Origin of the sequence: Macrococcus capreoli (assembly GCF_025628935.1) — a bacterium.
Taxonomy (GTDB): domain Bacteria; phylum Bacillota; class Bacilli; order Staphylococcales; family Staphylococcaceae; genus Macrococcoides; species Macrococcoides capreoli.
Genome location: NZ_JAOTIS010000004.1, coordinates 128286 through 148007, shown reverse-complemented (window position 1 = coordinate 148007; position 19722 = coordinate 128286). Strand labels below are relative to the sequence as shown.

General features: G+C 35.9%; 19 protein-coding genes and 1 riboswitch. Of the genes, 5 read left to right on the top strand and 14 right to left on the bottom strand.

Going from position 1 to position 19722, the window contains the following annotated elements; all coding sequences use genetic code 11:
- From OCL94_RS04575 to mspA, 3 genes are all read left to right on the top strand, one after another.
- Nucleotides 1–159: an SE1832 family protein gene (locus tag OCL94_RS04575; RefSeq protein ID WP_262995034.1), complete on the top strand. Its 159-nt coding sequence runs from the start codon at nucleotides 1–3 to the stop codon at nucleotides 157–159.
- Between the two features lie 90 nt (nucleotides 160–249).
- Entirely contained in the window at nucleotides 250–1395 is a 1146-nt protein-coding gene (locus OCL94_RS04570; RefSeq protein ID WP_262995032.1) for an MFS transporter, read from the top strand.
- Nucleotides 1392–1712, top strand: a complete 321-nt coding sequence (gene mspA, locus OCL94_RS04565; RefSeq protein WP_262995030.1) for a membrane stabilizing protein MspA — start codon at nucleotides 1392–1394, stop codon at nucleotides 1710–1712. The genes OCL94_RS04570 and mspA overlap by 4 nt, the downstream gene beginning before the upstream one ends.
- 26 nt (nucleotides 1713–1738) lie before the next feature.
- Here mspA and OCL94_RS04560 read toward each other — a convergent pair whose 3' ends face one another.
- The 6 genes from OCL94_RS04560 to OCL94_RS04535 form a co-directional block, all read right to left on the bottom strand.
- Nucleotides 1739–2899 carry an aminotransferase class I/II-fold pyridoxal phosphate-dependent enzyme gene (locus OCL94_RS04560; RefSeq protein WP_262995028.1) on the bottom strand — a complete coding sequence of 387 codons (1161 nt, stop codon included), beginning with the start codon at nucleotides 2897–2899 and terminating at the stop codon, nucleotides 1739–1741.
- Between the two features lie 11 nt (nucleotides 2900–2910).
- A complete protein-coding gene (locus tag OCL94_RS04555) occupies nucleotides 2911–3747 on the bottom strand; it encodes a MetQ/NlpA family ABC transporter substrate-binding protein (RefSeq protein WP_262995026.1) in 837 nt (278 codons plus the stop codon).
- Between the two features lie 22 nt (nucleotides 3748–3769).
- Nucleotides 3770–4432 (bottom strand): methionine ABC transporter permease, encoded by a 663-nt coding sequence (locus OCL94_RS04550; RefSeq protein ID WP_262995024.1) that lies wholly within the window; start codon nucleotides 4430–4432, stop codon nucleotides 3770–3772.
- Nucleotide 4433: 1 nt separating this feature from the next.
- Nucleotides 4434–5444 carry a methionine ABC transporter ATP-binding protein gene (locus OCL94_RS04545; RefSeq protein ID WP_262995022.1) on the bottom strand — a complete coding sequence of 337 codons (1011 nt, stop codon included), beginning with the start codon at nucleotides 5442–5444 and terminating at the stop codon, nucleotides 4434–4436.
- A 70-nt stretch (nucleotides 5445–5514) separates the two neighbouring features.
- Nucleotides 5515–5619, bottom strand: a riboswitch (SAM riboswitch).
- 65 nt (nucleotides 5620–5684) lie between these two features.
- Entirely contained in the window at nucleotides 5685–8840 is a 3156-nt protein-coding gene (locus tag OCL94_RS04540) for an efflux RND transporter permease subunit (protein WP_262995135.1), read from the bottom strand.
- Between the two features lie 107 nt (nucleotides 8841–8947).
- Entirely contained in the window at nucleotides 8948–9802 is an 855-nt protein-coding gene (locus OCL94_RS04535) for an NAD(P)-dependent oxidoreductase (protein ID WP_262995020.1), read from the bottom strand.
- A gap of 76 nt (nucleotides 9803–9878) precedes the next feature.
- On the opposite strand from OCL94_RS04535, the gene OCL94_RS04530 reads away from it, so the two are divergent.
- Nucleotides 9879–10190 (top strand): hypothetical protein, encoded by a 312-nt coding sequence (locus tag OCL94_RS04530; RefSeq protein ID WP_262995018.1) that lies wholly within the window; start codon nucleotides 9879–9881, stop codon nucleotides 10188–10190.
- A gap of 52 nt (nucleotides 10191–10242) precedes the next feature.
- Here the strand turns inward: OCL94_RS04530 and proC are convergent, their stop codons facing one another.
- Nucleotides 10243–11028, bottom strand: a complete 786-nt coding sequence (proC, locus tag OCL94_RS04525) for a pyrroline-5-carboxylate reductase (protein ID WP_262995016.1) — start codon at nucleotides 11026–11028, stop codon at nucleotides 10243–10245.
- A 32-nt stretch (nucleotides 11029–11060) separates the two neighbouring features.
- Entirely contained in the window at nucleotides 11061–12305 is a 1245-nt protein-coding gene (locus OCL94_RS04520) for a lipid II:glycine glycyltransferase FemX (RefSeq protein ID WP_262995133.1), read from the bottom strand.
- Between the two features lie 176 nt (nucleotides 12306–12481).
- Between OCL94_RS04520 and OCL94_RS04515 the strand changes: the two genes are divergently transcribed.
- A complete protein-coding gene (locus tag OCL94_RS04515) occupies nucleotides 12482–12739 on the top strand; it encodes a hypothetical protein (RefSeq protein WP_262995013.1) in 258 nt (85 codons plus the stop codon).
- Here OCL94_RS04515 and OCL94_RS04510 read toward each other — a convergent pair.
- From OCL94_RS04510 to OCL94_RS04485, 6 genes are all read right to left on the bottom strand, one after another.
- A complete protein-coding gene (locus OCL94_RS04510; RefSeq protein WP_262995011.1) occupies nucleotides 12732–13484 on the bottom strand; it encodes a VOC family protein in 753 nt (250 codons plus the stop codon). The two genes, OCL94_RS04515 and OCL94_RS04510, sit on opposite strands and share 8 nt — an antisense overlap.
- Before the next feature lie 191 nt (nucleotides 13485–13675).
- The gene (locus tag OCL94_RS04505; protein ID WP_317618542.1) at nucleotides 13676–14368 is read right to left on the bottom strand and encodes a LutC/YkgG family protein; all 693 of its coding nucleotides are present in this window, start codon (nucleotides 14366–14368) and stop codon (nucleotides 13676–13678) included.
- Nucleotides 14368–15801: a LutB/LldF family L-lactate oxidation iron-sulfur protein gene (locus OCL94_RS04500; RefSeq protein ID WP_262995009.1), complete on the bottom strand. Its 1434-nt coding sequence runs from the start codon at nucleotides 15799–15801 to the stop codon at nucleotides 14368–14370. Before OCL94_RS04500 ends, OCL94_RS04505 begins: the two co-directional genes overlap by 1 nt.
- A complete protein-coding gene (locus OCL94_RS04495) occupies nucleotides 15801–16535 on the bottom strand; it encodes a (Fe-S)-binding protein (RefSeq protein ID WP_262995007.1) in 735 nt (244 codons plus the stop codon). Before OCL94_RS04495 ends, OCL94_RS04500 begins: the two co-directional genes overlap by 1 nt.
- A gap of 123 nt (nucleotides 16536–16658) precedes the next feature.
- Complete coding sequence (locus tag OCL94_RS04490) at nucleotides 16659–17360, bottom strand: FadR/GntR family transcriptional regulator (RefSeq protein ID WP_262995005.1); 702 nt, start codon at nucleotides 17358–17360, stop codon at nucleotides 16659–16661.
- 108 nt (nucleotides 17361–17468) lie between these two features.
- Complete coding sequence (locus OCL94_RS04485) at nucleotides 17469–19655, bottom strand: thermonuclease family protein (RefSeq protein ID WP_262995003.1); 2187 nt, start codon at nucleotides 19653–19655, stop codon at nucleotides 17469–17471.
- Nucleotides 19656–19722: the final 67 nt, after the last annotated feature.

The window sequence follows — 19722 nt, the reverse complement described above, 5'->3', positions numbered from 1 at the left end:
ATGAATTTAGAACAACAATTACTAGAACTAAAAGAAGAATATATACGCATTCAAAATGATTTAGAAAAAGTAGAATCAACAGGTCAATCTTCTCCTAAACTAGAAGAAAAACTTGTTGAAATTGAAAAAGCAATTCAGGAAACACGAGATAAAATGTAAACCTTACAGTCACGGTTAACCGTGACTTTTTATATGCTTTTCGTTCAATATTCGCTACAATAAAGATATTAAGTTTTTTGGAGTGACTTTATGAATAAACAAATCAAATTATTAATGGCAATACAGTTCTTTATATATTTCGGGTTCAGCATTGTTATCCCTGTCATCCCGGCACTAGTGCATAGCATGCATTTAAACGCCTTTCATATGGGATTACTACTCGCTAGTTATTCCATTTTTTCATTTATTGCTGCACCGTTCTGGGGACATCTTTCAGACAAAATCGGTCGCAAAAAAATTCTATTTATCGGACTGATTGGATTTACATTGAGTTTTTTAATCTTTGGGATATTTATCGATAATTTAGCAATGCTATATGCAGCACGTATTATCGGCGGAATTTTCTCAGGCGCGTGTTTCTCAACAACGACGAGTATGGTAAGTGATATGACAAGCGCTGAAGAACGCAATAAATATATGGGACTTATGGGGATGATGATTGGTCTCGGCTTTATCTTTGGACCAGCTGTTGGCGGTTTATTATCAGGCATCAGTTATCAAATACCATACTTCGTTACAAGTGGGATTCTTGTGCTGATTGCTGTGCTATCTATGATGACTTTATCTGAAACGTATCATGGTGAAACACACAACGAAGACAAGAAAATATCTCCTAAAATGATGACACCTCAAGTTATCTTAATATTACTATCAACATTTATCGTGATGTTCACTATGAGCGGTATGGAAAGTACGTTCCAGCTGTTTGAAATCGAGAAAATAAATATTACTTCAACACAAATGGGCATGTTATTCATGGTTGGAGGGCTTGTCAATGCCGGTCTGCAAGGTGGTTACTTACGTAAAGTTAAAGATGGTAAAGAACAACCTGTCATTATCACCGGACAAATCATCACAATTATCGCATTTATCTTGTTACCCTTCTCAATGAATTTATGGTTTGCCGGCCTTTGTCTTGTGTTACTAATGGCAGGAAATGCTTTAGTGAGAACGCTACTGACGAGCCAATTAACGAAAGAAGGCCATCGTGCGAATATGGGTAAACTGACTTCAATCAGTTACAGTATGGATAGTTTAGGTAGAATCCTTGGCCCGCTCGCTTTTACTGGCATATTATCGCAACAAATCGATGCACCATTTTATTTTGGTGCTATAATGACTGTAATCGGTACAATCGTTTTAATGATGTACTTTAAGAAAGGACGCACAATATGATCTTTTTAATCGCTTTATTTATACTAATGTATTTAATTATTAGCTATACGAGTATTTATCATGTTAAATTACCTGTTTTGAATGTATTACGCATAATTTTAGGACTTGGCCTGTGCTTCTTCATCTATACTACCGTGATGCATATCCCGGGAAATATGAAATACTGGATTACGTTGCTTGCGCTATGTTTGTTTATGAACATTGAAATTACAAGTTACAAAAATAAATTCAACGATCAAAAAGCTAAATTAATACTTGATATTTTTTCATTAATTATCGCACTGATGATTGTGGTGATTACTGCGGTATATATTTAAATAAAAGGATGCCAATCGGCATCCTTTTATTCATATAAAACATGCGTTTCTTTAATACGTTCTATAAACTCATCTAACTGCGCATCTTCTACAGCTAGAGATATTCGAATATAACCATCTCCTAAACTACCAAACGGTAATCCTGGTGTTGTTAATATACTTTGAGATTTGAGCAGGAATTCCACATATTCTACACTATTAAATTCAGGTGGCACTTTCACCCATAGAAATATTCCGCCCTGCATCGGTTCAAATGGGATTTGCACTTCTCGTAATGCTTGTGTCACTTTATCACGACGTCTTTTAAACAATGCATTTTGTTCTTCAAGGAAAGATTCACCTAATTCGAGCGCAGCAATAGCACCATCTTGAATAACACCCCACATACCGACTTGCGTATGATCCTGAAAGTAATTTAAGTTCTCAATCATCTCTGCATTGCCAACCGCAAACCCTATACGTACCCCTGACATATTAAATCCTTTCGATAACGAATAAATTTCAATGGCTACATCTTTTGCACCTGGCGATTGTAATATACTTGGGTTCTTCGCATCAAATCCAAATGCTGCATATGCAAAGTCATGGACAATCTTAGTATCTGTGTCTTTAAAGCGTTCGATCACACTATCAAAAAATGCTGTAGTCGCCACCGCACCTGTTGGATTACTTGGATAGTTCAAATATATTAACTTCGTGTTCGAAAGCTCTAATGCGTCCACTTGTTCAAAGTCTGGTAAGTAATTATTCTCGGGATAAAGTTTCAATTCATAATGTTCCCCACGGGCTAACTTTACCCCCGCTAAATAATCAGTGTAGCCTGGATTGGGCAACAGCACACCATCACCAGGTTCGATCACACATGTGGGTAAATGCACTAATCCACTCTTAGTTCCATATAGAATACAAATCTCCTTATCCTGATCAAGCTCAACATCATATATATCTTTATAAAATCGCTTGATTGCGGCCTTTAAAGTTTCTTTCCCTCGAAAAACACCATATTTATTGTTTTGTGGGTTTTGAATAGCTTCTGTTAATGCTTCAAGGACCTCATCTGGTACCGGCTTATCCGGTATACCAACCGCCATATTAATCAGTGGTTTCACACCCACTTCTAATTGTCGTCCCATCGTCTTCCCGAAATAACTTTCCGGAATTGATGCTAATATATTTGTATATGCCATTATTATTCCTCCTACGGTTTATCAAATCCAACAAATGAAGTATCAATCACTTTATAAAATTCTTTAGATTGAATCACTTTATTAATATCTTTCGTGATAGTACTGTTTTCATTCTTTTTATCCACCACAATTCTATTGCGGTAATGTTCGTCCATTTTCTCAAGTTGTAACGCTGACTTTAACGCCATCTTTGAAGCTAATGCATAGTTTCCAGGTACAGCAGATAATCCAATACTATCTTTACTGCGCGGTAATTGTGCTGCCTCAATCGAAACGAACTTTAAGTGCTTCTTATTAGTAATGACATCACGCTCAGAAATCGTTAATTCATTTGTCCCAGGTTTAATATCGATTAAATGTGCTAGCTTTAATGTTTTAAAAGCACGCGCTGCATTCACCGGATCATTCGGAATGGCAATTTCTGCGCCATCTGGCACTTCATCAAATGATTGATATTTTCCAGAATAAATGCCCATAGGCGCTGTAGGTACTTGCCCGGTCGGTACTAAATTCGTATGATTTTCTTTATTAAACATCTTTGTAAACTCTTGATGCTGATATAAGTTTGCGTCTAAATCACCTTTTGCTAAAGCTTTATTTGGTTGTATATAGTCTGAATACTCAACAAGTTCTACTTTATACCCTAACTTTTCTAAACCAGGTTGAATTGCTTTTTTCACCATATCTGCATACGGTCCACTCGTAGCACCGATTGTAACCTTACCTTTGTCGCTTTCTGCTGCTTTAGAGTCGTTCCCCTTTACAAATGGATTACCTTTATCAAGTAATATACTTGATCCTAACACGACGATTATTGCTGATAAAATAAAAATAACTATATTCTTCATCTATTCTTAACTCCTTTATCAATTATCGTTTATCTACACGTTTACTGATGAAATCACCAGTCACTTGAATGAGTTGTACTAACGCAATTAATATGACGACTGTGACGAACATTGTGACATTGTCATATCGATAGTACCCGTATCGGATGGCAAGATCACCAATACCTCCACCACCAATGACACCAGCTGTAGCACTATACGCTAATATGCTGATGATTGATAACGTTATTGCCTGGAATATACCTGACATACTTTCCGGAATTAATACATCTGTAATGATTTGTTTCAATGGTGCGCCTGTTGCAACACATGCTTCAATAACACCTTTGTCTACTTCTTTTAAAGAAGTTTCTATCAACCTTGCGAATAAAGGCACTGCGGCAAGTGTTAATGCCACACTCGCAACATACGGCCCATGTGACTGTCCAACTATTTTAGTCGCAAACGGGAGTATTGCTACCATAAGAATAATAAATGGAAATGAACGAATAATATTAACAATAAATCCTACAATCGAATGAATTGGCCCATTCGGCAATAATAAGTGATGACGCGTTAAATACAATAAGATACCGAGTGGCAAACCAATTAATACCGACAATGTAATGGCGATACTCGACATTAATATTGTTTCTAAAAACGCTTTATAAAGTTCCGGTAATAACGTCTGAAATTGTTCACGCATGCTATGCCACCCTCTCGATACCAGTAGATTTAGAAATATATGTATTGATTGCTAGGCGTTCTTCAGCACTCCCGGATACTTCAAAAGTTAAAATACCGATGGGCTGATTTTGTATATATTCAATACGTCCTTGAATAATGGATATATCACAATTAAATTTTTTATATAAATTATTAATAAAAGCACTTTCTGCACTATCTCCAATGAATTTAATTGTAATGATTTCTTTACTATCATCATTAGATTGTTTATATTGCTCAGGTAATTCTAAATGATAAATATCATTAACAAAATGTCGTGTTAAGTCACTTTGTGGATTTGAGAACACTGTAAATACATCAGCATGTTCTACTATTACACCACCATCCATAACGGCAACTTCATCGCAAATTTCTTTAATAACGTCCATTTCATGTGTTATCACTACGACAGTGATACCCAGTTTCTGATTGATATCTTTTATTAAATTTAATATGCTCTTAGTTGTTTCAGGATCAAGTGCACTCGTCGCTTCGTCACATAGTAGAATTTCTGGATTATTTGCTAGTGCACGCGCAATTCCGACACGTTGTTTCTGTCCACCAGACAGTTCTCTCGGATAACTATCTTTGCGATGACTTAAGCCAACCAATTCGAGCAACTCCGCAATGCGTGTATCATATTGCGCTTTCGGAAAATTTGCTGCCTTTAAACTGAATGCAATATTTTCAGCTACCGTCTTTGACTGAATTAAATTAAATTGCTGGAAGATCATTCCGATATTTAAACGCTGCTTTTGCAGTTGCTGCTTTGTAAGTCTGGTCATATCTACATCATTGATGATTACTTGTCCACTCGTTGGTCGCTCGAGCAGGTTAATGGTGCGAAGCAATGTGCTTTTGCCGGCGCCACTATATCCTATAAGACCGAATATTTTACCGGTTGGAATGGTTAAATAAATATCCTTTAATGCTTGTGTTGTCTTGCCATTTCTTCTGTACGTTTTACTCACATCAATAAACTGTATTGACACACATTATCCCCCCACTATCTATCCAAAGAAAAAAACGTCACTGCTTAATAGCAATGACGTTTGTATGAGTCACTTATCTATCAAGCTTTTCGCTTGTTGGATTTAGCACAGTACTCTTACGAGCCCGCTGCTGAGACTTCACAGGGCCAATTCCCTCCATCTCTCTGGATAAGATATTTAATTTGTTATGATAATAATATTATTATTCAAATTCCGAATTGTCAACCAATTCTGTTATATTTATTTGTTAATAATCGTTACGTTTGATGGTACTCGCTTATTACGTTTCGTGAATTTACGACGGACGCCCATCAATAGTTCATAAACAATTGGTACTACAATCAATGTAAGTAACGTTGATGATGTTAAACCACCAATCACTGTAACTGCTAACGCTTTAGAAATTAATACTGAACCATCTCCGCCGAATAATAAAGGCATTAATGCACCCACTGTTGCAAGAGCAGTCATTAAAATCGGGCGCACACGCGTTGTTGCTGCTTCAAGTATTGCATCTCGTGTCGATAATCCTTCCGCCTCTTTATTAATAACGCGGTCAATTAATACGATAGCATTCGTTACAACGATACCAATCAACATTAACATCCCAATCATAGAAGGTACAGATAACGTTTCTTTGAATATAAGCAACCCTAAGATTACACCGATAATCGTAAATGGTAATGAGAAAAGAATGGCTAACGGTGCTAAACCACCTTTAAACGTTAATACTAAGATTAAGTATACAATTCCAATTGCAGCAAGCATTGCAAGCCCTAATTGTGAGAAGCTATCGCCAATATCTTCGCTCGTACCACCCACATGTACATCAACATTGCCTGGATGTTTTATTTTAGCAACTTTTTCAGTGACTTCCTGCGTTGCTTTACCTACGTCTTTACCTTTAATCTTACCTTCTACAGAAGCTGATATATTGCCGTCTTGTCTTTTAATTGTATCTGAAGTTTTTGTTTCTTTAATCGTCACAACATCACTCAATTTCACTTCTTTACCAAGAGGAGATGTTATTTTCGTATTCTCTAACTTTTCTTTCGTCCAGTTATTTTCTTTCTTCTTTGTTAATATTACTTCAGTCGATTGACCACTTGTACCGACTTTCGTAACGACTTTGTCTTCACTTCGCTGATTTAATGCAAGCGCAATTTGACCCGCTGTTAGCCCAAGCTCTGATAATTTATTGTGATCAACTTTTAACGTATATGCATCGTAACTATCCGATAAAGATGTTGTCACGTTTGTAAGTGATTTTACATCTTTTAATGATTGTTCTAAATCTTGAACAACAGGACGAATCGCATCTGTCGATGGTCCGTTCACTGTAACTGTTACAGCATTCGTTGCCCCACCTGTTGCAAAGTCCTGGTTCTTCCAGTCTCCAGAATGATTCAGCTTTGCAATTTTGGATAAGACTCTGTCAGCCTCACCTTCCCAGTTCGGTGTATCTTTCTTGTATTCAACCATCATTGCCATATCATTTGAAGCAATCGGATTGAATGGATTTTTACCACCAACTGAGAATTGTGTATTGACGACATTTTTATTTTCAGCGAGCATTTTTTGCACTGCTTCACCTTTTTTAACGACATCTTCTTCTTTCTCGCCTGGTTTAGGTTTATAAGTTAAGGCAAGTAATTTATCCTCACCTGTCGAAATAAACGATGTCCCTAAAAACGGTGTTAAACATAAACTTCCGACTAACAATAGAATACTTAATGCAGAAACGATTGCTTTATGTCTTAATGACCAATCTAATATTTTGCGATAGAACCCAGCGATTCTACCAACTTTCGTTTCATCATCATGATGTCCTTTAATCCCATGTTTGAAGAATGTATGAGCAAGCATCGGAACAATCGTAATGGCAATTAACAAAGATGCAAGTAATGCAAATACTACCGTCCACGCAAACGGTCTAAAGATTTCACCGATTGAACCTGAAACTAAAGCGAGTGGTAAAAATACCGCAATGGTTACCATCGTTGAACTCATAATCGGTACAAACATTTCTTTCGTAGCACTGCTGATCAGTTCAAATCCACTTAATCTTTCTCCTTTTAATGACATACGTCTGAATATATTCTCAATAACAACGATTGAGTCATCAATTACACGTCCAATCGCGACTGTCATTGCACCTAACGTCATAATGTTCAGTGAAATATCCATCTGTTTTAAAATAAGCATCGCCATTAAAATAGACATTGGAATTGATACGACGGCTATTAATGTCGAACGAATATTTCTTAAGAAGATTAATATCATAATCACCGCAAATACTGCACCGATAATCGCTTTCTCTGCCATTGTTTTTACAGAATCTTCAATTGGCTTTGCCTGATCCATCATCAATACAGCATCCATATCAGGATTGTTTTGCTTAAATTTTTTCACTTTATCTTTAACTTCATTTGCTAAAGTGACCGTATTCGCGTCGTCCGATTTAATGACTTGAATGCTTAATGAATCTTTACCATTCGTTTTAGAAATTGACTCACGACTTTGAACAGTCTTAATTTCAGCTACATCTGATAATTTTACAGTCGGTATTTTAGCATTTTGCATTGCTTCCATCATTGCTTTTTGAGCTGCAGGGTCTTGTGGCATTTGTGATTGTCCACTTTGTCCAGTTGCATCTGTAACCGGAATCTTCAATGACTTTAAAGCATCAACATTCGTAAACTGACCATTCACGATAATACTCTTTAAATCATTACCGAATGTATATAAACCAAGTGGTGCATCCATCGTTGCACCTTTAATAAATTGCAGTACACTTTCTTCAGTTAATTTATTTTCTTTTAATTTCTTTTCATCAAACTGAAGCTCAACTTGTTCAACTTCTTGTCCAGAGAAAGTTACATTCGTAACGCCTTCTATCCCTTCAATCTCTGGCACTAAATCTTTTTTAATTTTTTCTGTTAATGTCTTGATATCTGATTTGTTACTTGAAATGGAGTAACTAATAATCGGAAATGTATACATCGACATTTGAGAAATTTGTTTATCCTGCACACCTTCCGGCAACTTCACTTTATCAATCTGTTTCTCTAATTCGGCTTGTGCTTTATCCATATCTGTACCGAATTTATACTGTACAGTCACTGCAGAAGCATTTTCTAAAGATTGACTCGTAACTTTTTCAACGCCAGATAAATTCTTTACTTTCTTTTCAATTGGATCGGTTATACCGTTTAATACATCTTCAGGTGTTGCACCTGGATACGGTGTTGTAATAGAAATGACCGGTGTAGACATACTTGGTAACATTTCCATTTTCATTTTCATTGCACTATAAACACCCGATGCTAAGACGATTAAAGTCATTAGCCAAATTGCTAATTTATTATGCAGTGAAAAATCAATTATTTTCTTAATCAAGACTTTTCCTCCGTTCAATTTTTCTTCCTATCATTAGGCAATTTTACATGATTCAAACACATAAAGCACTTAAAACACATAAAATTTATTAAATCTTAAAATACTTAATGTGAAGTATATTTTTCGTATATGATATGAGTGCCAGTCGATTGTTTAAGTTCATCTGATAATGCATCATATAACTGATAAGCTAAGTTTAATCCCGGTAATTTAATCTTCATTTTTTCTGCTTCTGATAACGCGATCTTCATATCCTTTAAGAAATGATGTGTATAAAACCCTGGCGCATAATCACCTTTTAACATACGTGGTGCTAAATTGGATAATGACCAACTACCTGCAGCACCTTTAGCAATTGTTTCAAGCACTTTCTCAACATCTAACCCTGCTGATTTGGCATAATACAAACTTTCTGCAACACCTAACATATTTGAGGCAATAGCAATTTGATTCGCCATCTTTGTATGTTGTCCACTGCCTGCAGGACCAAAATATGAAATTGAAGCACCGAAACGTTCCAGTAAAGGCTTCACTTGTTTAAATGCACTTTCATTACCACCGACCATGACTGATAACGTGCCATTTTTCGCCCCAACATCACCACCGCTTACTGGTGCATCTAACACTTCAATGCCTTTAGTTTGTCCAGCTTCATATAAACGCATTGCTAATTCAGGACTACTCGTTGTACAATCAACCAATATTTGTCCGGATTGACCATGCGTAATTAAACCATCCTCACCTAAATATATATGTTCGACATCATCTGGGTAGCCTAGCATTGTAAAGACGATGTCTGCAGATGCGACAACTGCTTTAGGCGTTTCACACCAAACAGCGCCATCGTTGATTAATTGTGTTGCTTTATCTTTCGTTCTGTTATAAACAAATAGCGACTCTCCAATATGCGCAGCCATACTACTTCCCATTACACCTGTTCCGATAAATCCAATATTCATCCTACACACCTCTTCATATTTTTATATTTTTCTCACGCAATATATATTACAATTATAATAGATTGGAGGAGAAATTATGCAAAAAGTTATGATGACTTTATTAATCGTCATGCATATCGTATTTTTATTAAGTTACTTTATTCATAGCGGAATTATCTTTTTAACAATTTATTTTTGGTTAATATTTTGTATCGTAACTTTTTTAATGGGCGTCCATTTCCATTTCTCAGATGATCCAACATTATCTAAAAATTTATCCTATCGTTTATTAGCGATTTTTCTTACTTCGTTAAGCGTTTTTAATTTCTTGTTTATATTATATGTCACTTTCGTTAATCCATTTTTATACATGAATACGAAACAATCGCTTTTTAATATATTGAGTTAATATAGCAAAAAGTAAAAACGATTCCGGATACTTGGAGTATCCGGAATCGTTTTTATTTTTTATTAAACTCATTAATGGCATCCATTGCTTTGGAAATCGCATCTCTAAAGCCTTTTTCTTCTAACATTTTCACACCTTGAATTGTTGATCCCCCAGGTGTTGTTACCTGATCTTTTAGTACGCCCGGATGTTGTTTCGTCTGGCGAACCATCGTCCCTGCTCCGATAATCATTTCACTTACCATTTGATATGCTAAATCACGGTTCAACCCTTCGCTAACTGCATTATCCGCCATCGCTTCTACAAGCATATAGATAAACGTCGGACTTGATCCCGTTACTGCCGGCATCAAATGCATCAACGATTCATCAATCCAATGTGTATAGCCTAAACGTTTTAATATTTCTTCAACTTGCTTTGCTTCTTTTTTCTCAACAAACTCATTTTTACTCATTGCCAGAACACCTGCATTTACCCCAACTGGCGTATTCGGCATCACACGGATAATTTTAGGATGTTCATCAAATTCATCATCTATCGCCTGAATCGATAATCCACCAACAATCGAAATAATAATATGGTGTTCACACAAATGTTTCGCCATTTTCGACGTTACTTCATGATAATTATTCGGTGTCACACCTAACACGATTGCATCATACTGCGCAATTTCACTCATTTTCGATAACGGCGTAATATTTCTTTTCGCACAAAAGTTTTGAAGTTTATCTTTATTGCGCATCCATATTCCTAATTCGGCACTTGTCAGTCCACTGCGATTAAATCCTTTTACCATTTCTGTTACCATCTTGCCGCCACCAATAAATGCTATTCTCAACAGATGTCACCTCTTCATTGTTATAGTTATCTTTACTTTTTCTTAATTTTTATTTTCTTTTTAAGGTTTGTTACTTTCGGTTTCACAACTTCAATTAACTGATATACAGGCTGGTTTAATACATAGTCAAACTCGCCCACTTTTTCACTTAAGTGTGTGCCCCAAACTTTTTTAAACTGCCACAAACCAAAATAATGCGAATCTTTATCCGGTTCTTTATTCGTACCACCGAAATCATAACTTGTTGCACCAACTGAACGTGCATATTGCATCATGCTAAATTGCATATTGTGATTTGGTAAATAATCTCTAAATTCGTTACTTGACGCACCATATAAATAATATGACTTCTTACCGGCAAATGTTAATAGTGCACCAGACAATACTTTTCCTTCCGGATGTGTTGTCTTTAACTGCTCTAATTCTGCAATTTGTTTATGCAACTTTTCCATTTTTACATTTAAATCATTGATTTGATTTTGTGCTTTTTTCTGATCTTTCTTTTGTAATAATTTCTCTTTTTCTCGTTCGGTCGATCCTATATCTTGTTTTAAATTGTCGATAACTTTACCTGGCACTAGTTTCACCAGAAATACTTCCGCATCACCATTCGGATGTAGTGCATCATAAATATTTTCAAAATATGATACGTCTCGGGTTAAAAAACCATCACGTTCTCCTGTAATTTTCATTAGCTCAGCAAACGTTTTTAAATCTTCGCGTGTACCTTTAAAACATTCTGTCCCCATCTTCAGACTACGTTTTACTTTCGAACGGTTATTACGCTCAAATGATTGTAGTAATGCATCATCATCCACGCTAATATCCGTAATCATCGTCATGCGGGGCTGTATATAATCTGGACTTAATCCTTCACCAAACCCTCTATGTTTAAATCCTAATTGCTGTAAATGTTCAACCATATTGCCCATATGTTCAACTTCTACGTCAGGATCTATTTTTATGACATATGCTTTTTCCTGTTTCGCAACAGCTTTCGCATTTTCTACTAAAGCTTCAACGGCTTCAGTATCCTCATAATCCACCACAAATCCTCTTGAAATATAACACATTGTAAAGGGTAGCTTCGGTATTTTCTTAAATAGTAATTGCCCTACACCAACCACTTCTCCATCTCTACCTACTGCGATACGGCGTGAATACCATCCCGTTAATTGTTTAGAAACAGCCCAATCTGTCAGTTGTAGTAAATCCCCATTGTTATGTGTTTTGACGAACGCGTCATGCACTTCATTACTAATGTTCATTTTTGAAATTGTCATTTTAAATATCCTTTCATACGTCACTCAACATTTATTTATTTTATTGCTATTTATTTTATTGCTATAATGTAGCTATTATTTAATCTATTGATTAATACTTTTCATCTATGAAACTAATGTTTAATTTTACCGAGAATTGATTGATTAATCTACTAAAACGAGGTCTTAATATGTTAAAAAATATCTTACTTTTAATCTTAATGCTAACGAACGGTTATTTTATATTGAGTTTAACACAAAATAATACAATTCAATTACTCAGTATTCATATTATCGTGGCAGGTTTTGCATTTATTATTTCAATCCTGTTCTTAATAACACGCGTGCCAAGATTGACACAAATCCTATCAACTGTAACAATGCTGATTACAACGTATCATATTTACTTGATCGTAATGGTCATCTATACGTATGTTTATGTTAAATAAATGCATATACCGCTTCATGCACAAGATGTTCGCCAACTAATGCAGCATCTTGTGTTTTTATTTCTAATCGTCGAATTTGATTGATATTACCGGGAATAATCTTAATACTTGGCATGCCTTCTCTTTTAAGCAGGAAGTAAGTATTAATGACACCACCAACCACTTCGTAACCGAGCCACTCCACAAATATTTCTGCAATATTATCAAAGTCTGCCGCTTCAATAATAATCGTATCAAGCTTTAAATGTGGCTGCATATCTACAGCTAATTGCGCGTACCTCTCTTCGTCAGTGGCCCCCCATTGAATAAAGAATGGTAATTCAAAATTTCGCTCTTCATCAATATACAGTAACTGCCATTGAATAACTTTCCCGTCTGGCGTGACACGTTCCATTTGAAGAGGGCCAATTGTGTTTAATCCTAGTGAATGAAAGTGCTGATTTAATGCCGCTATATCATCCGTTCTATAGCATAAACGTTTAAATCCTTCCGTATAGTGCGTTCTCCCTAAACTACTCGCAAAACTGAATCGCTCATTGTCATCCATCATTGCTTGCTCAACAAGTTGTTTATCAAATATATCAATGAATTCAATATAAGATAAATCGATTCTACTTAATTGATTCTTCGTACCTAATGCAAGATGTTTACCACCTGGTATTATCTTTAATTTATTTCCCGGAAAATGCAAATCTTCTATCCCTTTAACATAATGGATTATGTGATCAAACTGTAAATTCATCATTATCTCGACACCTTATCGTCAGTATTTACTTCTATTTTATACAATACACCATTTGATTGAAAGTAATTGATCATGCTCTACATAATGAAAGACCTTAAGCGATATGAAATATGCTTAAGGTCTTTCAATGTACATCGTTATGCTATTATTTTATTATTATCTTTATTATTAGCTTTATTACTCAATATCTGTTATTTATCATCAATTACGATATACGTTGCTTTAATTGGTCCATGCACACCTACAACGAGCTTCATTTCAATATCCGCTGAATTTGAAGGCCCTGTAATTAAATTAATACATGTTGGGAAATGCGATGCCTCTTTCATCATCTTATTCATTTCCTGTGCAGCTTGTGTAAATCTTGGTACGATTGTAGATTTAGGTACAATCGCAATATAAGTTGCAGGCAGTAAACTCACACTACGTCCAATGCCTTTATGTGCATATAATACAACCGTGCCACTTTCCGCAAGTGTTTGTTCACTAATTGTTATCCCTACATTCGCGCGTTCTGCGACATGTAAATTCTCTGCACCTTTCGCTTCATCCCAGATGAATGCACCGTGCTGCGCTAAATCAATTCCTAAATCCGCATAACGTTTATCATTCGTAGCAATAATTTCACCTTTACCGTATTTTGCGATAACGTCTGTTAATGTCTTATTCACTTCTTGACTTGTCGTTACAACTAAATCTGTATGAATAAATTCACATTGTTGTTTCAGAATATCCAGCAATTCATCTTGAGAAAGTCCAGTTAACGTCTTATCTTGTGGTCTGAACTTCCATTCTGGTATTTCAACAGTCGAGGGCATCTCACGGCTTAAGTTTTTAGAGATGTTACTAATAAATGAATCTTTATTATAAATTGTGCCTTTCATTATTTCGCACCTCTTTTCAATCTATTTTGCATCCAGTCGCGGAAATTCTCTTCATCCGGCATCGGGAAGTCACGTGTAGCTGTCCATGCTTGTAATGGTTTAGGACCTTTAGTAATCATATGTTTATCTTTATTTTCGAATGGTGACATGACAGTTGGTGCAACTTTCGTACCGTATTTAAATAACGTTGCATTAGATGCGCCCATACCGAAACCTTTCATAACAAGACGTTCAGCTACCGGTGACATCTTCTCTTCTTCAACGATAACACGTCTATGCTCTAATAGCAGGTCGTGTAATGGAATTTTCACTGGACACGCTTCAGTACACGCACCACATAATGTAGATGCATAAGGTAATTCTTTGTAGTCTTTATAACCACCAAGTAATGGTGTCAGTACCGCACCTACTGGTCCTGGATAAATCGAACCATACGAATGACCACCAACTTGACGATATACTGGACATACGTTAACACATGCTGCACAGCGAATACATTGCAGTATTGACTGGAATTGAGTCCCTAAAATTTTAGAACGGCCATTGTCTACAATGACTAAATGGAATTCCTCTGGTCCATCAATTTCATCGTCTGCACGTGGGCCTGTTAAAGTCGTTACATAACTTGTTAAGTTTTGACCAACCGCGGCGCGTGTTAACATTGAAACTAATACTTCCAGCTCTTCATGTGTTGGCACGATACGTTCCATACCCATTACTGTAATTTGCGTCTTAGGTAAAGTGGTTACCATACGTGCATTACCTTCATTGGTCACTAAAGTGAATGAACCACTTTCAGCGACACCGAAGTTACATCCCGTAATGCCGACATCCGCCGTTAAGAATTCCTGACGTAATTTCTCACGGGCAAATAATGCTAATTCTTCCGGCGCACTTGATTTATCGTAACCTAATTTTTCAGTAAATACTTTTTGAATTTGTTCTTTGTTCATATGTAACGCAGGCGCTACGATATGAGAAGGTGGATTGTGATCATCGATTTGAAGAATGTATTCCCCTAAGTCCGTCTCAATAACTTCACAACCAACAGCCTCCATCGCTTTATTTAAATCAATTTCTTCCGTTACCATTGATTTCGATTTTGCGACTTTTTTCGCTTTCTTATCAATCAATACTTTCTGAACATATTGATTGGCTTCTTCAGCAGTTTCCGCGAAGAAGACATGACCACCTTTCTCTGCAACGTTCTCAGCTAACATGTTCAAATAATAGTCCAGGTTGGCAAGCGTATGTTGACGAATTTCTTCAGAATGGTTTCTCCATTCTTCCCAGTTGCCTAAACTTTCCTGGGATTTAATTTTACGCTCACGCAATCTATCTTGTGCACTTGATACGGCGCCACGCATAAAATCATCTTTAAGTTCTGTTTTAACAGCTTTTTTAAACGATTCTGTACCAATCTTCATGCTCATTATACAGTCACCGCCTCAGTATTATTGTTTAAGATTTCAACGATGTGATAAACTTTCACTTTTTCTCCACGACGCTTTAATCGCCCTTCAATGTTCATTAAACAACTTGCATCAGCACCAACTAAATAATCAGCTCCACTTTTTACGATGCAGTCAACTTTATCATCTACCATTTCACCTGAAACGTCATTCATCTTAACCGCAAATGTACCACCGAATCCACAACAGTTATAGTATTCAGGTAGCTCAACAATTTCTAAACCTTCAACTGCTGCAAGTAATTGTTTCGGAGGTTCTGAGTTGTGTAACAAACGTGTATTGTGACATGATGGGTGCATTGTTGCTTTGCCCTTTAATTTAGCACCCACATTTGTAATCCCTAGTACATTCACAATGAATTGCGTAACTTCATACGACTTATTAGCTAGACGCTCAGCACGTTCACGCCATGCAATATCATCTTTAAATAAGTCAGGATAATGTTTAAACATCGTAATACATGATCCAGATGGTGCGACAACATATTCTGAAGCTTCAAATGCTTGAATCATATTTTGTGCTACTTTCTTCGTTTCCTCGTGATATCCAGAGTTGTAAGCAGGCTGTCCGCAACATACTTGTGCTGCCGGATAATCTACTTCGCAGCCTAATTTCTCAAGTAATTCAACCGTTGCGATACCAACTCTTTTTTCAAATACATCAACTAAGCACGTACTAAATAAACTGACTTTCATTAATATACACCCCTCTAATTAATCCATATTGCCCAATATCGATTAAATTTTCAGTCATCCGATGACTATATCTCTAACATATACATTCTATTGAAATCGTTACCAAATTGCAAGTCGTAATCTTTAATCAATTTCTAAGTGTTCTAATAGTACGTATTCCACTTCTTCTAAATGATTAAGCATTTTTTCTTTTGCGCGTTCAACAGACTGAGTTTCAATCGCTTCGTAAATTTCTAAATGCTCTTTATATAATTTTTCAATAGATTTCGTTTCTGTATAAATCCATATTTTACGCGTCTCTTTCATCGTTGTTTTTATTTTATCTGATACTTCTTCCAGCAATTGAATCAGCAGTTCGTTTTTCGTTGCACGCGCAATACTCATATGAAAGGCTAAATCACTTTCTTCACCAACTGCTTTATTGTTTATCACTAACTGCATTTGGTCCAATGCTTGTTTAATTTGATTTAAATCTTCAGTTGTACGATGTTGTGCCGCTCTTTCAGCCGCACCTACCTCAATTATTTTACGTACTTCCAGTAAATCGATAATATCTTTTTTTGTGTATATCGCCATTTCTTTTGAGAATACTTTCGGTTTTATATTTTTAACAAATGTACCTTCGCCGTGACGAATTTCAAGTAATCCCATTACACGTAAAGCATTTAACGCTTCACGAATAGAAGCTTGCCCGACGCCATAATCTTGTGCAAGCTTTTGGATCGAAGGTAATTTTTCATTGACTTGATAGTCACCATTTTTTATTTGTTCACTAATTAAATCAGCAATGCCTTCGTATAATTTTTTCTTTTCAATTTTAACCACTTTCATTCCTCCGTAACATGTTATTGGTGATATTATAACAAAGGATTTATCCCTATTGTTTTATTTCCAAAATAAAAAAGACAGGTTCTTTGACCTGTCCCTAAACGATTACTTGCGTTTCATTTTCCCTACTGGTTTCGTATATCCTGCTGAAATATTTTGAACATCCTGATTATTAATCACAACATCAACTTTACCATCAGAAATATCTGAATCAACATTCTCGTCCGCATTGTTTTCAAACGTCTCTACTAATCCATTGGGTACTTCGAATTTCAATGTATAATTCCCATTCAGCAGCAATGTATTATACGCACCAAATTCATCTGTCACGACTTCTTCTACAAGTTGATTGTCCTTATAAATTGATACTTTAACATTCTTTAATACTAAATCTGGTCTATCATATTTACCGTTGTGATTCTTATCTAAAAATGCAATGCCTGATACAGTCTTTGGTGTTTCTTTCACAATTTCTTTTTCGACAATTTCAGTCGGCAATAATTTATAGTTATCATAGCTAAATGTCACAACACCTGTAATTGCGTGGTATGTTTTTCCGACTTCAATACCTGATTTCGCTTTAATCATAAATGTATGACCTGATTTATCTTCTACAGTATATTCAGAATGCTCATTAACAGATTTCACTGTCACATCATTAATTGTGATTAATTCAGCTTCTTCACTTTCTCCAATTGAAGAAAGTGTCTTCTTCTCAGGTGTAATATTTGATTGTCCTGTCACTTTAATCTCTTCTGATTCTATTTGATATAAACCAAAATACTCTCCAGTTTCACCTGTTGCTTCAATGACATCACCGATATTTGGTTTAACTGTCTTGCTACGTACAACAATACCACCTGTTTTATCCTGAATATAAATATTATATCCATCTATGTGTGTCACTGTTCCAGTTACAATTGCATTTGTACCTTTACCTGCTTTACGTGCAGCATCAATATCCATCGCTTTTGCTGGTTCAACTGTTATCTCACCTTCTCCGTTGCCAGCTGCTGGTTTGTACCCTTGTGCAATCGCCTCTTCTTTTGAGAAGAAGATACGCTTATCTACAGGCACTTGCGCAAAGTTTTGTGGATCATAGAACACTTTCGTATCTGAGTTTCCTACATATCGTAATAAACCTTTGCCATCATAACGTGCACGGAATTCAAATGGTAACTCTAATTGAGGGTTTGATTTATTCCACATACCTAATCCCGCATCTTGTGCTGCTTTTACGGCAGATTGGAACATATTATAATCTTCCATACTCATCACTGGCCAAATGAAGTATGTTGATGCAAATCCTTCTTTCACCATACTTAAGTTAACATTCACGTTATCACTTGTACGAATGACTTGCCCTAACACACGACCGTAATCATCTGTTACATGTTCTTTATTTACTTTAACTGTAATATCCATACCCGGCGTTAACTTTTCATTCAATGCTTTCTTTGCAAGCTCACCAAAATACTTTTGGTTTTGATTTAAATCTGTCTTAATTAAACTTTCGTCATAACTCGTTAAATGATATGTTTCTGCTGTATCAATATTCACGAAACGAATAGTATCTGAACCCATAATTGCCGGAGATATTTTAATTGTGTCTCCATCTACTACTCTTAACACTTTAACTTGATACTGATCTTTAGCTACTTCAGCTGGAGGTGCCACGACACCACCATCAAATCGCCCTAACTGATCAAATGTATCTTTCGGTAAAGCGATAAATTGTTTCTCCGGATGATATGCATCCTCAATATTTGTATCCGGTGTTAATAAATCGTTTGTACGCACTAACGTCATATCTAATGTTGAAACATCTGTCCCGAAGTTTGTACCTGGATCGACTCCAATTTGTCCGACAGCATCCTGAACTTCTCCATTTTTCGTCGTCGCATCATAGTTTTGGAATAACACTAATGTATCATCCCCGTTAAAGTTCATTACTGCATTACCTGTTGTCATTTGTGCTTTAGATAATACCGCTTCACTCGCACTTTTATTAGCAATTACATAAGTTGATTTCGCCTCAATCGTTCCTGATAATTTAAGTTCTGTTACAGTACCCGTCGTTCTATCTGCACCATTTGTGAAAGAGACAAGACTATAACTTGATAAATCTACTGCTGTATTGCCTGGGTTATAAATTTCAATCGCTTTGTTATAACTTGATCCTTCAACATATTCTGATATTAAAAGATTCGATGCTGCTTTCGCTTGATTCGAAAAAGGAATCAGCGTCAATACAAAAATAAAAGCAATAACACATTTCAAAACTTGTTTCATATGTATTTACTCCTTAATATATGATTGTTCCTTCCGTTAATTACTTTATCAATCGTTTGTGGATTTT

Coding starts and splice junctions, on each gene's coding strand:
- OCL94_RS04575 (WP_262995034.1), top strand. CDS start 1: ATGAATTTAGAACAACAATTACTAGAACTAAAAGAAGAATATATACGC.
- OCL94_RS04570 (WP_262995032.1), top strand. CDS start 250: ATGAATAAACAAATCAAATTATTAATGGCAATACAGTTCTTTATATAT.
- mspA (WP_262995030.1), top strand. CDS start 1,392: ATGATCTTTTTAATCGCTTTATTTATACTAATGTATTTAATTATTAGC.
- OCL94_RS04560 (WP_262995028.1), bottom strand. CDS start 2,899: ATGGCATATACAAATATATTAGCATCAATTCCGGAAAGTTATTTCGGG.
- OCL94_RS04555 (WP_262995026.1), bottom strand. CDS start 3,747: ATGAAGAATATAGTTATTTTTATTTTATCAGCAATAATCGTCGTGTTA.
- OCL94_RS04550 (WP_262995024.1), bottom strand. CDS start 4,432: ATGCGTGAACAATTTCAGACGTTATTACCGGAACTTTATAAAGCGTTT.
- OCL94_RS04535 (WP_262995020.1), bottom strand. CDS start 9,802: ATGAATATTGGATTTATCGGAACAGGTGTAATGGGAAGTAGTATGGCT.
- OCL94_RS04530 (WP_262995018.1), top strand. CDS start 9,879: ATGCAAAAAGTTATGATGACTTTATTAATCGTCATGCATATCGTATTT.
- OCL94_RS04515 (WP_262995013.1), top strand. CDS start 12,482: ATGTTAAAAAATATCTTACTTTTAATCTTAATGCTAACGAACGGTTAT.
- OCL94_RS04510 (WP_262995011.1), bottom strand. CDS start 13,484: ATGATGAATTTACAGTTTGATCACATAATCCATTATGTTAAAGGGATA.
- OCL94_RS04505 (WP_317618542.1), bottom strand. CDS start 14,368: ATGAAAGGCACAATTTATAATAAAGATTCATTTATTAGTAACATCTCT.
- OCL94_RS04500 (WP_262995009.1), bottom strand. CDS start 15,801: ATGAGCATGAAGATTGGTACAGAATCGTTTAAAAAAGCTGTTAAAACA.
- OCL94_RS04495 (WP_262995007.1), bottom strand. CDS start 16,535: ATGAAAGTCAGTTTATTTAGTACGTGCTTAGTTGATGTATTTGAAAAA.
- OCL94_RS04485 (WP_262995003.1), bottom strand. CDS start 19,655: ATGAAACAAGTTTTGAAATGTGTTATTGCTTTTATTTTTGTATTGACG.